This window comes from Lysinibacillus sp. FN11, assembly GCF_024628845.1.
GTDB classification, from domain to species: domain Bacteria; phylum Bacillota; class Bacilli; order Bacillales_A; family Planococcaceae; genus Lysinibacillus; species Lysinibacillus capsici.
The window spans coordinates 3,108,342-3,122,674 of record NZ_CP102383.1 but is presented as its reverse complement, the minus strand read 5'-3'; the positions used below and the strand labels follow the sequence as shown (position 1 = coordinate 3,122,674).

Annotated in this window: 11 protein-coding genes, 1 pseudogene and 1 other annotated feature; of the genes and pseudogenes, 4 read left to right on the top strand and 8 right to left on the bottom strand. The window is 37.3% G+C overall.

Features of this window, described 5'->3' with window-relative positions; translation table 11 throughout:
- Positions 1-26 precede the first annotated feature (26 nt).
- Positions 27-1,769, top strand: coding sequence for a SulP family inorganic anion transporter (locus NP781_RS16455; protein WP_221681051.1), 1,743 nt, complete (start codon positions 27-29; stop codon positions 1,767-1,769).
- A gap of 65 nt (positions 1,770-1,834) precedes the next feature.
- Positions 1,835-2,045: a binding site (T-box leader), on the top strand.
- A gap of 85 nt (positions 2,046-2,130) precedes the next feature.
- Entirely contained in the window at positions 2,131-4,548 is a 2,418-nt protein-coding gene (gene leuS / locus NP781_RS16450; RefSeq protein WP_257520385.1) for a leucine--tRNA ligase, read from the top strand.
- 139 nt (positions 4,549-4,687) lie between these two features.
- Here the strand turns inward: leuS and NP781_RS16445 are convergent, their stop codons facing one another.
- Positions 4,688-5,869, bottom strand: a complete 1,182-nt coding sequence (locus NP781_RS16445; RefSeq protein WP_305068589.1) for a NupC/NupG family nucleoside CNT transporter — start codon at positions 5,867-5,869, stop codon at positions 4,688-4,690.
- Positions 5,870-6,203: 334 nt separating this feature from the next.
- On the opposite strand from NP781_RS16445, the gene NP781_RS16440 reads away from it, so the two are divergent.
- Together NP781_RS16440 and NP781_RS16435 are read left to right on the top strand one after the other, a co-directional pair.
- Entirely contained in the window at positions 6,204-6,725 is a 522-nt protein-coding gene (locus NP781_RS16440; RefSeq protein WP_257520384.1) for a sigma-70 family RNA polymerase sigma factor, read from the top strand.
- Positions 6,712-7,647: a DUF4181 domain-containing protein gene (locus tag NP781_RS16435; protein WP_257520383.1), complete on the top strand. Its 936-nt coding sequence runs from the start codon at positions 6,712-6,714 to the stop codon at positions 7,645-7,647. The genes NP781_RS16440 and NP781_RS16435 overlap by 14 nt, the downstream gene beginning before the upstream one ends.
- A gap of 35 nt (positions 7,648-7,682) precedes the next feature.
- Here the strand turns inward: NP781_RS16435 and NP781_RS16430 are convergent, their stop codons facing one another.
- The 7 genes and pseudogenes from NP781_RS16430 to NP781_RS16400 all read right to left on the bottom strand — a co-directional run bounded on the left by NP781_RS16430 (position 7,683) and on the right by NP781_RS16400 (position 14,326).
- Entirely contained in the window at positions 7,683-8,921 is a 1,239-nt protein-coding gene (locus tag NP781_RS16430) for a permease (RefSeq protein WP_257520381.1), read from the bottom strand.
- Between the two features lie 23 nt (positions 8,922-8,944).
- Positions 8,945-9,643 carry a response regulator transcription factor gene (locus NP781_RS16425; RefSeq protein ID WP_004226027.1) on the bottom strand — a complete coding sequence of 233 codons (699 nt, stop codon included), beginning with the start codon at positions 9,641-9,643 and terminating at the stop codon, positions 8,945-8,947.
- 38 nt (positions 9,644-9,681) lie between these two features.
- On the bottom strand, positions 9,682-10,434 hold the full coding sequence (locus NP781_RS16420) for a sensor histidine kinase (RefSeq protein ID WP_257520380.1): 753 nt from the start codon (positions 10,432-10,434) through the stop codon (positions 9,682-9,684).
- 37 nt (positions 10,435-10,471) lie between these two features.
- Positions 10,472-11,463, bottom strand: a pseudogene (locus NP781_RS16415) (ABC transporter ATP-binding protein).
- Positions 11,460-12,473, bottom strand: a complete 1,014-nt coding sequence (locus tag NP781_RS16410; protein ID WP_257520379.1) for an ABC transporter ATP-binding protein — start codon at positions 12,471-12,473, stop codon at positions 11,460-11,462. Before NP781_RS16410 ends, NP781_RS16415 begins: the two are co-directional and overlap by 4 nt.
- A gap of 15 nt (positions 12,474-12,488) precedes the next feature.
- The gene (nikB, locus tag NP781_RS16405; protein WP_257520378.1) at positions 12,489-13,409 is read right to left on the bottom strand and encodes a nickel ABC transporter permease; all 921 of its coding nucleotides are present in this window, start codon (positions 13,407-13,409) and stop codon (positions 12,489-12,491) included.
- A 14-nt stretch (positions 13,410-13,423) separates the two neighbouring features.
- On the bottom strand, positions 13,424-14,326 hold the full coding sequence (locus tag NP781_RS16400; protein WP_257520377.1) for an ABC transporter permease: 903 nt from the start codon (positions 14,324-14,326) through the stop codon (positions 13,424-13,426).
- Positions 14,327-14,333 lie beyond the last annotated feature (7 nt).

Here is a 14,333-nt window from a genome sequence, read left to right as displayed (position 1 = left end):
TATTATTTCGAAGGGAAGATTTATCTATGAAGTCACTGTTTACAGGACGCTTTGAAGGATATTCAGTTCAACATGTAAAGAAGGATTTATTGTCAGGGATTATTGTGGGAATCGTTGCTATTCCGCTTGCCATGTCCTTTGCCATAGCATCGGGTGTGAAACCAGAATATGGGATTTATACGGCTTGCATTGCAGGTATTCTTATTTCTCTCTTTGGCGGTTCTAAATATCAAATAGGAGGGCCTACGGGGGCGTTTGTGCCAATTCTATTGGGGATTGTACTTACCTATGGTTATGAAGATTTATTACTTGCGGGTTTAATGGCAGGGGTATTGCTTTGTGTCATGGGCTTTTTTAAGTTAGGGACTTTAATTAAGTTTATTCCACGTCCTGTAACAGTTGGTTTTACAGCAGGGATAGCTGTGATTATTTTTACAGGTCAAATCGCTAACTTTCTAGGCCTAACAAATGTTAAAAGACATGAATATTTTATCGCCAACATACAGGAAATCATTAAGCAGCTTGGTACGACAAATACGTATAGTATTCTTACTGCCGCCGTATGCTTGGCGACAATAATGATAACACCAAAGTTTTTTCCAAAGGTTCCTGGAGCATTAGCGGGTATCATTGTCTCTACACTGATGGCAACTTTCTTCTTTTCAGGACAAGTTGCTACTATTGCAACCGCTTATGGTCAGATTCCTAATACATTACCTCATTTCGCCTTACCGAACATCACGCTCGAACGATTACAACAACTTATTGGTCCCGCGTTTGTCATTGCAATGCTAGGTGGTATTGAGTCTCTATTATCGGCAGTTGTGGCGGATGGAATGACAAATAGTAAGCATAACAGTAATCGTGAGTTAATTGGTCAGGGGATTGCTAATATTGTGACGCCTTTATTCGGTGGTATTCCAGCAACAGGCGCCATTGCACGCACAGCGACCAATATCAAAACAGGCGCAGTATCTCCCATGTCGGGTATCATTCATGGTGTGTTTGTTTTAATCACATTATTGTTATTAGCTCCATATGCATCTCATATTCCGTTAGCAAGCATGGCTCCGGTACTGATGGTCGTAGCCTGGAATATGAGTGAACGACATCATTTTTCACATATCGCAAAATTAAAATCAGGCGACACACTAGTATTATTGATTACCTTTTTATTAACGGTATTCACTAGTCTTACATTAGCAGTTGAGGTAGGGCTTGTGCTGGCTGTGCTATTATTTGCGAAACGCATGAGTGAAAAGCTTGTTGTTACAAAAGTACTTCCAGATCATTCAAATAAAAGTGAAAAGGTACAGCCACATGTAGTGCATCAGCAGCATGATTGCCCGCAAATTAGTATGTACACAATTGAAGGGCCGTTGTTTTTTGGTGCTGCACAAATGTTTGAACAAACGATTGAAAGTACTTTGCATCAGCAACCAAGAGTTTTGATATTACGGATGGGGAAAGTGCCCTTTATGGATTCTACTGGAGAAGCATATTTTAGCAATATCATTGAAAATTATACAGCACAGGGCGGTACTATTTTGGTAACGGGTGTGCAAGGAGATTTAAAGGATGCTCTGCAGCACAATGGACTTTACGATAAAATAGGCGCGCAGCATTTTTTTCAGCATACTGGAGAAGCGATTACAAAAGCTTTCCATTATTTAAACGTCAATCAATGTATTGGTTGTCAGCACTTTGCTTTTCATGAATGTCAGGATTTATCAAAGTCTAAGGAAGAAAAGGATTTAATTGTTCAGTAATGGGTAAGCTGTAAACAAAGGCTTGTGCTTTTCAATACTTTCCATTAGAATAAATGCAATATCATGTAAAGACTGTGATGAGGAATAGTAGATTTGTGGTTCTTTTTAGAGAGCTAGCGGTTGGTGGGAGCTAGTAAGAATGCAAGTTGAACTCGCCTTCTGAGTCTGCCCGCGTGAAACAACGTGTGTCGTTTCTTCCGCGTTAAGGAAGCTTGAGCCGAGTGTAATCACTAATTTGGGTGGTACCGCGGGAGTACAAATTCTCTCGTCCCTTCTATAAGAAAGGGGCGAGTTTTTTTATTTTTTAAATATTTTGTCAATTATGATGGAGAGCAGCACGATCAATCGAAGGAGGAAAAAAATGAGTTTTAATCATGAACAAATTGAAAAAAAGTGGCAGCAATATTGGGCTGATAACAAAACATTTAAAACTGAAAATGAAACAGCGAAGCCTAAATTTTATGCATTAGATATGTTCCCTTATCCATCTGGCGCAGGACTTCATGTAGGCCATCCAGAGGGGTATACGGCAACTGATATTCTATCACGCTTTAAACGTATGCAAGGCTATAATGTACTTCATCCAATGGGCTGGGATGCTTTTGGTTTACCGGCTGAGCAATATGCACTTGATACAGGGAATGATCCAGCTGAATTTACAGCTAAAAATATTGCGACATTTAAACGACAAATTCAAGAGCTAGGCTTCAGCTATGATTGGGATCGCGAAATTAACACAACTGATCCAGAGTATTATAAATGGACACAATGGATTTTTATCCAGCTTTATAAGAAAGGTTTAGCTTATGTGGATGAAGTAGCTGTTAACTGGTGTCCAGCACTTGGTACGGTATTAGCTAACGAAGAAGTAATTGATGGGAAATCAGAGCGTGGTGGTCATCCAGTAGAGCGCCGACCAATGAAGCAGTGGATGCTTAAAATTACAGCCTATGCTGACCGTTTAATCGATGACTTAGAAGAAGTTGATTGGCCTGAATCTATTAAAGATATGCAACGCAATTGGATTGGCCGTTCAGAAGGGGCAGAAGTGACATTTGCCATTGACGGTTCAGATCAAAACTTCACAGTTTTCACAACACGTCCTGATACATTGTTTGGTGCTACATACTGTGTGCTTGCACCAGAGCATAAATTAGTGGAACAAATTACAACAGCTGACCAACGCCAAGCTGTTGAGGCTTATTTAGAGAAAGTTAAAATGAAATCTGACCTAGAGCGTACAGATTTAGCGAAAGAAAAAACAGGCGTATTTACAGGTGCTTATGCAGTGAATCCGATTAACGGTAAAAAAGTGCCAATTTGGATTGCTGACTATGTGTTAGTGTCTTATGGTACAGGTGCTATTATGGCGGTGCCAGCACATGATGAGCGTGACTATGAATTTGCAACTGAATTTGGCTTAGACATCGTTCCTGTCCTTGAAGGTGGAGACATTAGCAAAGAAGCATTTACAGGTGATGGTCAACATATTAACTCTGAATTCCTGAATGGCTTAAATAAAGCAGATGGCATTGCGAAAGCCATTGAATGGTTAGCGGAAAAAGGTGTAGGGGAGAAGAAAATTTCTTATCGTCTACGTGACTGGTTATTCTCCCGTCAGCGTTATTGGGGTGAACCAATTCCAATGATTCATTGGGAAGATGGCACGATAACGCCAGTTCTAGAATCAGAATTACCATTAATGCTACCAAAAACAGATAATATCCGTCCATCAGGTACTGGTGAATCACCATTAGCAAATATTGATGAATGGGTAAATGTTGTCGACCCAGAGACAGGTAAAAAAGGGCGTCGTGAAACAAATACAATGCCGCAGTGGGCAGGTTCGAGCTGGTACTTCCTACGCTATATCGACCCTACAAATACAGAGGCGATTGCAGACCCAGAGTTACTAAAACGTTGGTTACCAGTGGATATTTATATTGGTGGTGCGGAGCATGCTGTATTGCATTTACTATACGCTCGCTTCTGGCATAAAGTTCTCTATGATTTAGGCGTTGTTCATACAAAAGAGCCATTCCAAAAATTATTTAACCAGGGAATGATTCTAGGTGAAGGTAACGAGAAAATGTCTAAATCTAAGGGTAATGTTGTCAACCCAGATGAAATCATTACGTCACATGGTGCCGATACATTACGTTTATATGAAATGTTCATGGGCCCACTTGAGGCTTCTGTTGCATGGTCGACAAATGGTTTAGATGGAGCACGCCGCTTCTTAGACCGTATCTGGCGTCTATTTGTCAATGAAGAAGATGGCGCAATTTCAGCAAAAATCCAAGTGTCTAACGATCAATCACTTGAAAAATCATACCACCAAACAGTGAAAAAAGTGACAGAGGATTATGAAGGCATTCGCTTTAACACAGCTATTTCACAAATGATGGTCTTTATTAATGATTGCTATAAAGCTGATGTGATTCCAACGACTTATGCTGAAGGCTTTGTGAAAATGCTAGCTCCAATCGCTCCGCATATTGCAGAAGAACTATGGCAGTTATTAGGACACGATTCAACACTTTCATATGAGCAATGGCCAACATATGATGAAGCAAAGCTTGTGGATGATGAAGTAGAAATTGCAGTACAAGTTGCTGGTAAAGTACGTGCTAAGATCGTCGTAGCAAAAGATGCTTCAAAAGAGGATATTGAAAAAGTAGCACTTGCCGATGAAAAGGTTCAAGAATACATGGTAGGAAAGAGCTTAGTGAAAATCATCGTTATTCCAGGCAAACTTGTCAATATTGTCGTAAAATAAAGAGATATAAAGTAAAAATGTACATTACTAAATTCAATTTTAGTAATGTACATTTTTTAATTTGGAGTAACCCTAAGCAATAAAAAAGGACTGCACCCCTCTAACTGAGTGCAGTTCAATAAATAGTTCCTGATACAATTTAAATAATCAATCCCACAATAATAGCTGTTAGGATACTTACGAGTGTAGCGCCGTACAACAACTTTAAACCAAATCGAGCAACGACATTCCCTTGCCTTTCATTCAAACCTTTTACAGCTCCTGAAATAATCCCGATTGATGAAAAGTTGGCAAAAGATACGAGGAATACAGAAATAATACCTAATGTACGTTCACTCATGGACTCGGCAACATCGCCAAGGTTAATCATAGCAACAAATTCGTTTGTTACTAATTTGGTTGCCATAATACCGCCAGCAGCCACAGCATCTGCCCATGGGATACCCATTAGGAAAGCGATTGGCGCAAAGATATAGCCTAATATTTCTTGGAAAGATATACCGATAATCATATCGAATAATGAATTGATTAAATCCATTAATGCTACGAAACCAATAAGCATCGCCCCAACAATGATGGCTACTTTAAAGCCATCCATAATATATTCGCCAATCATTTGAAAGAACGCTTGCTTCTGTTCATCTTCAATTGTTAAGATATCTTCTTTTTCATCCACAGTATATGGATTAATGATGGAAACAATAATAAATCCACCAAACAGGTTTAATACAATGGCTGTAACAACATACTTTGGCTCAATCATCGTCATATAAGCTCCCACTACTGACATCGAAACAGTCGACATAGCAGATGCGCATAATGTATACATTCGTTGAGGTGCAATCTTATCTAATTGCTTTTTAACAGTTATGAACACTTCTGATTGGCCTACCATAGCAGAAGCAACAGCATTATAGGATTCCAACTTCCCCATACCACTTACTTTACTTAAAAATAAGCCTACCCATTTCATTAGAAAGGGAAGAATTTTAAAATGCTGCAAGATCCCAATCAGAACAGATATAAAGACGATCGGTAATAAAACTGCTAAAAAGAAGGGTGATTCTCCTTCATTTGCTAAGCCACCAAAAACAAATGATATGCCCGCATTTGCATAGGACAATAAGTGATCAAATACTTTGGTGATTCCTTTAATTAGCACATAGCCAACTGTTGTATTAAGGAGTAAAGCTGCCAATAAAAATTGGATGATCAACATAATCGCTATATATTTATATTTTATTTCTTTTTTGTTTTTACTCATTAATAAAGCTAAGGCAAAAACAAGTAACAATCCACAAAGGGAAATTAAGTATCTCATAAGTTCCTCCATAAGTATCTGTGATTTTTTGTCCTGATGTTCCAATTTCAGAAGAACAGCTAAAAGATCTTAATTAGTCAGACGTCAGACAAACAATCTCACTATAACAGTTTTTTTGCTAGTTATTCAATAGATAATAGAAAAAAAGTATGTAACATGGCATACAAATAAATTCAGTCTAAAAAATGTAGGATATTTCATAAAAAATACCCTCTTATTGTGTGAGGATTTTTTCTTTTTATGACTCTCATGTTAACGAAACTTTTTCGATTTTTTTGAAACCAACTAAGTTCGGATTACGACTATAGGGTGAATGTTTATAGGAGGTGTTTGGATGAGTGAGCATTTAGTGGCCATTATGAAAGAACACGGAGAATATTGCTTACGTGTGGCTTATCTTTATGTAAAGGATTGGGCGATGGCAGAAGAAATAGTCCAGGATGTCTTTTTTTCTTATTATCGGCAGCGGGATCGCTTTGAACATAGAGCATCTCTAAAGACCTATTTAGTTAAAATAACTGTACATAAAAGTCATGATTATTTACGAAGCTGGAAAAATAAACGCCATCAACTGTTTGAAAAATTGCATATTGGTGCAAGTAAACGAACACCAGAAACGCTGCTATTAGCACAGCATGAACGGTCAAACTTAACAAATGCTTTATTTGAGTTGCCTATTACTTATAGAGAAGTCGTCATTCTTTATTATTATCAGGAATTAAAGGTTAGAGAAATTGCAGATATTCTTACATGTGCAGAAAATACAGTTAAAACCAGATTGCATCGAGCAAGGAAAATGTTACAGGAAAAATTAGTGAATAGTGAGTGGGAGGTGTTAATGGATGACAACTTTTAAAGAGAAATTGGATCAAGAACTTGGTGAAGCACCACGATTTACACAATCCTTACAGGAGGATATTTTACGGCAAGTGCGGAAAACAAAAAAAACAAGACGCTGGACATATCCCTTGATCATCATAGGCACGATTGTCATGTTTCTATTGATAATAGAAATCGGTCCATTAGGGCAGATAGAGCAAAAGCAACATGCTTCAATTGTTCAGTTAGCACAGCAGCAATCAATAAAAAAATATACAATGATTTATAATTCAGATGAGGAGATCTTTAAGGCTGGAAGACCTGGGTGGGTCATTGGACAACGAGTAATGGAGCAAAGTTCAGAAAAAGAGTTATTACATCAACTATTACAGCAAGCTACAATGAAACAAATGAATGAGCGTACCTTTTTTAGATTACAACGTGATGTCTGGGTAGAGTTTGAAAAAGGGCAGGTTATGAAGCTGAAAATGTTCATAAACGAGGAGGATATCGGAATTGTTGATTATGACAACAATTCATTTTATAAAGTAGATAATAAAGAGCTGGCAAAGGCTTATTTAGATCTTGCTCTCAAAGAAGATGCTAAATTGGGAATGTCAGGTTTAATCGTTATGCTAGTTTTTCTCATAGCTATCCAAATGCTTGTCGATAAACTAATGAGGAAAAAATTTAACATACCAAAGGAATATGTCAATAGTCGGCATAGACGTGCTGTTTGGGCTATTAAAATTTTGAATACCATGATGCTCATGGTGATCATAATAAAAGGATGGATTTTATTTACTGTTATCATTGGAGGATATTTAGCTGTCAGCCTTTTCAGCTCTATTTTTATTGACTATTACTATGGTCGAGAGGAAAAAAGACATTATGTTTCCATTAGTTCGGCCATTGTTGGCTTGCTATCACTAATTCTATTCTTATTTTATATCAGTTAAATAAAGTATAAACCTGAACCCGAATAATCTCGAGTTCAGGTATTTTTTTCTATCGTTTCTGTCTGAAGCATTAATTGATAAATACTCGAGATCATAAAGCTTGCAGCTAATCCGTAAAGCGTATTAAAGCTTAAACCAACACCAATTCCAATGATGATGGAAAGCAGGATGACAAGCCAACTATGCTTATGAACATGACGATTCGTAAATAAAAGGATTAACACAAACGGTAGCATGGTAATGTGCAGGAAGGCAAAAGAATAAATAACACCTAAAATCGTTAAATCGATAGATAAGAAACAGGTGAATAAAATAATCATCAGGCCAATCAAATAGAAATAATAGGGTCTTTTGGTCACAAAAAAACGTTTCGTTGCCCGCATGTCCACAAGCAAGGTTGTGACAATGGCTAATAGGACAATGACGAGAAAAGCAAATGTAAGAAAGCCTGGTTGCACTTCATATAAAAACGTAAAAATCAGTACTTGGAATTGGCCAAATGATCCGCTGTATAGGGCAATCATTAAAATCGCAGTAAATGATAGCGTTAATAACGCTAAAATTACACCTGAGGAAAACAGACTGCGACGTACTTTTTTAGGTTTTATAAAGGCAATTAAATACCATGTTGATTTATCAAAAAATACTTGTCCTAAAACAGCTAGTTGAATAATGACATAGAACAGCAGAATTTCGCTATTTTTAAAATAAAATAAATAAGGGTGATATAAGCGAATACCCTCATATACGGTGCTTGCCCCATTTAATACAAAGTAATAAATAGGGATAAAAATAAGTAATGAAAAAAGAGCAATAATAAATAAAATTTCCAACCATAGTATACTTTTCACTGACATGATGCGGTCAAGAAGTAAGATGCCGATTAAAAAGAAAAAAAGTGTAATAGGTACTGGAATATTTAACATAATTTCAGACAATACACTAATGCTTATTAATTGAATAAGCCAAAGTTCAATACCTGTTAGCAGGTAAAATAGACGTATAACCTTTAAATTCATTCCACACAATTTACGCTGTATGGTAAAGAGCAAAAAACTTTGTGTATGCTGATTTTTTGTGTAATCGCTCTTATTCAACAATGAGCCAAGTATGATAAACGAAATAGCTGTTGCTAATGTATAACAAATGCCCGCCATAAAACCAAAAGAAATAAGGGCTGAAGGAGAGGACAATAATAAATTACCATTAATCCATCTCGCTAAAAGAATAATGACTCCTGCTGCTGTGCTTAAACTTCCAAATGGAACAAGCAATGAAAACTTCCTTAACATACTATCTAAAGACCTTTACTCATTTTAGAGGATTTATATTGACGTGGTGATTGATTATATTTTTTCTTAAACGCAACACTAAAATAGTGCTGACTATTAAAACCACAGCTCTCAGCAATCGCAGACATACTTGTGTCTAGATTTTCATTGATTTTCTTTACAGCCATTTCTAGGCGATAATTATTAATATATTCATTAATGCCAATAGACTGCTCCTCCAAAAATTTCCTACTTAAATAGCTAGGATTCAAATGAATTTTTTCAGCAATAATATTGAGACTCAGTTTTTCATAATAGTTTTCATGAATATAGGAAAGTGCGCTTTGGATCGCATCATGGTTAGAACTCCACACCTTATATTTCTCCACAATCGCATCTAATTCACTTGCAATGACTGGTTTTGTAAGATAATCCTTTACTCCGATCCGCAATGCTTGTTGGGCATATTCAAACGTTTGATAAGCTGTTACCATGATGATGTCTACCTCATAAAGCGCTTTTAATTCCTTGCTCAACGTGATTCCATCTTTCCCAGGCATTTGAATATCCAAAAAGGCGATAGTCATACGGTGCTTTTTAGCTAATTGCAGAGCTTGTGAGGCATCTTGGGCAGTATGGAAGGTCCAATTTGGAAAATGTGGCTTTAATAAATAAATCATTTGCTCAAGCTCTAATGGCTCATCATCTGCGATTAAAATATTCATGGTGAGATTCTCCTTTCTCCTTCCAGTTGATAGAATGCCTAAGCAGGAACATGGATTGTAACGGTGTAATGCTGTTCATTGTTTTGTATCGAGAATAAAATATTTTCTAGCCCATAGATAAGCTCAAGCCGTTTTCTAATATTTTCGAGACCATAACCTTGCTGCAGTTCGTCTACTACCTGTTCAGTAGTCATTTCTATTTTTTCTAATGGCTGTGTATTTTTAATTTCAATTAATAAGCTATTATCCATTTTTTTGATTATAATGGATAGCTCTGCAGGTCCTATATGTTTTTCAAAGCTATGTTTATATGCATTTTCAATAATGGTCTGCAGAATAAAAGGTGGTATTTGGACGGATAGTGCTTTATCATCAACATATTTATTTACAGTCAAACGATGGCCAAATCGCAATTGTTGAATATTTAAATAACTATCGACAAATTGTATCTCGTTCTTTAACGCAATTAACACCTCATGATTATTGTATTTAAATTTAAAAAATGTTGCCAAAGCCTCAATGCCCGCAACCAAATCTTCCTTCCGATTGATGCGAGCTAGGCTTAATAATGAATTTAATGCATTAAAAAAGAAATGTGGCTGTATTTGCTGATTCAACTGGAGAATATTTGCTCTTTGTAAATCCTGCTCAAGCTCTAAATTTCTTTTTTCCTCCTCAAGGCTATCGATTTGCTTTTCGAAAATAAATATAAAAGTAAGCAGAAAAGCTCCAATAATTGGAGCAATTACACATAGGAGAATATATATGTTGAAGGTTTCTGGTTGTAACATAATGACCTCTCCGTTTATTTTGTAAGTGTAAGATACATTAAACTAAATTTTCTGCGAAATGGCAAGCTACCTTATGTGTTGCAGTGATCTCTCGTAGTGCTGGCACTTCTGCTTTACATTTATCCGTCGCGAATGGGCAACGTGTGTGAAAGCTACAGCCAGTAGGGGGACTAAGAGGTGATGGTAAGTCACCTTTTAAAATAATACGCTCCTTACGATACTGCTTATCAATAACAGGTATAGAAGAAAACAGTGCTTTTGTATAAGGATGATGTGGCTGAGTAAAAAGGGAATGCTTATCAGCAATTTCTACGACCTTTCCAAGATACATCACCATAATACGGTCTGAAATATGTCGAACAACACTTAAATCGTGTGAGATAAATAAAAAGGTTAAATCTAAATCTCTTTGTAGTTGTTTTAGTAAATTTAGTATTTGAGCTTGAATGGAAACATCTAGGGCAGAAACAGACTCATCACAAATAATAATTTTAGGATTAACAGCAAGGGCTCTGGCAATACCAATCCGCTGACGCTGACCACCCGAAAATTCATGTGGATAACGCTCTAAGTATTCAGGACGTAACCCGACAAGAGACATTAATTCAATCATGCGTGCTTCTTGATGCTCAGGTGGTACAATTTTTTGAATAGACATGGCCTCTGTTAACATTTTACGAATGGTTCTTCGTGGGTTAAGGGACGCATAGGGATCTTGGAAAATAATTTGAATGTCCTTGCGTGCAGCACGAAGCTCTTTTTTGTTCATATTCACTAAATTTTTACCGAATAATAATACCTCTCCAGCAGTAGGCTCATCTAATCTTAAAATAGAACGACCAGTTGTTGATTTTCCGCAGCCAGATTCTCCTACAATACTGAGCGTCTCACCAGGCATGATGTCGAAAGACACCCCATCCACAGCTTTTACAACCTGCTGTGGACCGAAGAGCTTTTCTTTTTTAAGAAAAAATGCTGCTTTAAATCATTTACTTGTAATAGTGGTTGTGTGTGTTGCGCTGTTGTCATACTGTCAGCTCCTTCATAAGTGTGTCTCCTTGCCATTCATTACTGTACATCCAGCATCTTACCTTTTTACCTTGCTCAACAGTCAAAAGCTCAGGCTGTTGTTCACGACATAAATCCGTAGCAAAAGGGCAACGTTCTGCATAACGGCAGCCAATTGGATAATTATAGGGACTTGGGACAGTTCCGTGAATAGTAGATAATTCTTCTTGGTCTTCATATAGCTTCGGTAATGATTGAATTAATCCATTTGTATAAGGGTGTAGCGGTTTTTCAAAAAGACTTTCTGTTGTGCCTTCTTCTACAACCTGTCCCGCATACATAACAGCAATCTTATCGCAGATTTCTGCTACAACACCAAGGTCATGGGTAATGAAGATAATGCTCATGCCTAGTTGTTTTTGCAGGTTTTGAATAATATCAATAATTTGAGCTTGAATGGTTACATCTAGAGCAGTCGTCGGTTCGTCAGCAATTAACACATCTGGTGTACACGCTAGTGCCATGGCAATCATAATGCGCTGTCGCATCCCACCACTTAACTGATAAGGCTCCTGCTTCGCTCTTTTTTCGGGTGCAGGAATTCCAACTAGGCGAATCATATCGACAGCCTTTTGCCATGCTTCTTTACGTGATAAGCCTTGGTGCAATCGAATGGATTCAGCTATTTGCTCTCCAACGGATAACACAGGATTTAAGCTTGTCATAGGCTCTTGGAAAATCATCGAGATTTTATTGCCTCGAATTTTACGTAGCTCTTCATCTGAGAGCTTCAAAATGTCTGTATTATTTAATAAAATTTCGCCATTAATAATTTTACCCGGAGGCGATGGTACTAAACGAAGTAATGACAAGGAAGTCATGGATTTCCCACAACCAGATTCACCAACAATGCCCAGTGTTTCTCCTTTTTGAAGCGTAAAGGATACCCCATCTACAGCTTTGGCAACCCCTTCACTCGAATAAAAATAGGTTTGTAAATGTTTTACTTCCAACACGGTTTCTTGTTTCATCCGTTTTTCCCCTCCTTAGTTTAAATCCATCCGTTTATTAAAGAATCGGTACAATATGTCTACAAAAAGATTAATGAAAACAAATATTAATGAGGCAACAAGAACGCCACCTTGTACGACTGGTATATCACGTGTTCGAATGGCATCTACAATCATTCGTCCTAATCCGTTTACAGCGAAAACAGATTCAACTAAAACTGTTCCGCCAAGTAAACTACCAAACTGTAAGCCTACTACTGTAATAACCGGAATCAAGGCATTGCGTAATGCGTGCTTTAAAATGATGATGTATCCTTTTAAGCCTTTTGCTTTCGCTGTTCGTATATAGTCTTGGTTTACAACCTCTAACATACTAGAGCGAGTCATACGAGCGACGATGGCAGCTCCACCAGCACCAAGTGTGACAGCTGGTAGAATAATATGTTTGGCACTATCCCAGCCTGCTACAGGAAGCCAGTGTAACTGTACAGAGAATACATACATTAATAAAATTCCTAACCAGAAGCTTGGAAGGGAAATCCCTAATAAAGCGACAACCATTAATCCTATATCCATCAATGAATAAGGACGGATAGCGGAGATAATACCCGCAATAAGCCCTAGAACAATGGTGATTAAAATACTATAAAAGGCTAGCTCTATTGTAATTGGTAATCGGGAGGTAATTTCCTCGAATACTGGTTGATTATTTTTCAAAGAGTTACCCATATCTCCTTGTAGAAGATTTTTAATATAGTCTGTATATTGAACTGCTAATGGTTTATTGAGCCCTAAATTTTCACGTAATTCTGCCACTGTTTCTTGAGAAGCTCCTTCTCCTGCTAAAATAATCGCTGGGTCTCCAGGAATCATCTGCATAATTAGAAAAACAACAAGCGTTACACCAAGTGTCACAGGAATAATTTGAGCTAGTCGTTTTAAGATAAATAATGTCATGTGTCTTCTCTCCTTTAATTTTTCATTCTTGGATCGAGTGCATCGCGTAAACCGTCACCAAATAAGTTAAAGCCTAATACAAGTATAGAAATCATAATACCTGGGAATAGCGCCATATAAGGAGCGGTAAATAGGAAATCTCGTCCGTTAGAAAGCATGGCACCCCATTCAGGAGATGGTGGCTGAGCACCTAAACCTAAGAATGATAGACCTGCAGCAGATAGAATAGCGGTTGCTAAGCGCATAGATGCTTGTACAATAATAGGTGATAAAATATTTGGAAAAATATGCTTAATTAAAATCGTCATATCATTCGCTCCAAGTGTTTTGACAGCATCGATATATTCTAATTTTTTAACTTCCATTGTTGAACCACGTACTATACGAGCAAACATGGGAATAGAGAAAAACCCAACAGCAATTGTGACATTGATAAGGCTTGGTCCCAATGCACTGACAATCGCTAAAGCTAGCAAAATACCAGGGAAGGCAAGCATGATATCTAAAATTCGACTAATAATAGAATCAACCCATCTGCCATAATAGCCAGCAATAAGACCTAAGAAAGTGCCGATTGTACCACCGAATAAAACAGCTGAAATACCAACACCGATTGATAAACGGGATCCATATAAAATTCGACTTAAAATATCTCGCCCTTTGTCATCCGTTCCCATTAGATGGTCAACGCTTGGCCCTTGTAATTTTTGATCTAATTGTACGTCGTAGGGATCGTAGGGGGCTAAAATGGGCCCGATAAGAAACATCAATATATATAGAAGAATGATGATGCCTCCTGCGACAGCTGCTTTATTTTTTTTGATTTTGTTTAGGAAAGAAACAAGATTCTTTTTTCTAGATGCCTTGCGTGCATTCACTAAAACAGAACGATCAATAGTAGTTGCTACTTTATTCATATCGAAT

Bases quoted from the DNA above. Each gene is read 5' to 3' on its own strand.
- NP781_RS16455 (WP_221681051.1), top strand. From the start codon at position 27: ATGAAGTCACTGTTTACAGGACGCTTTGAAGGATATTCAGTTCAACAT.
- leuS (WP_257520385.1), top strand. From the start codon at position 2,131: ATGAGTTTTAATCATGAACAAATTGAAAAAAAGTGGCAGCAATATTGG.
- NP781_RS16445 (WP_305068589.1), bottom strand. From the start codon at position 5,869: ATGAGATACTTAATTTCCCTTTGTGGATTGTTACTTGTTTTTGCCTTA.
- NP781_RS16440 (WP_257520384.1), top strand. From the start codon at position 6,204: ATGAGTGAGCATTTAGTGGCCATTATGAAAGAACACGGAGAATATTGC.
- NP781_RS16435 (WP_257520383.1), top strand. From the start codon at position 6,712: ATGACAACTTTTAAAGAGAAATTGGATCAAGAACTTGGTGAAGCACCA.
- NP781_RS16425 (WP_004226027.1), bottom strand. From the start codon at position 9,643: ATGAATATTTTAATCGCAGATGATGAGCCATTAGAGCTTGAGCAAATG.
- NP781_RS16420 (WP_257520380.1), bottom strand. From the start codon at position 10,434: ATGTTACAACCAGAAACCTTCAACATATATATTCTCCTATGTGTAATT.
- NP781_RS16410 (WP_257520379.1), bottom strand. From the start codon at position 12,473: ATGAAACAAGAAACCGTGTTGGAAGTAAAACATTTACAAACCTATTTT.
- nikB (WP_257520378.1), bottom strand. From the start codon at position 13,409: ATGACATTATTTATCTTAAAACGACTAGCTCAAATTATTCCTGTGACA.
- NP781_RS16400 (WP_257520377.1), bottom strand. From the start codon at position 14,326: ATGAATAAAGTAGCAACTACTATTGATCGTTCTGTTTTAGTGAATGCA.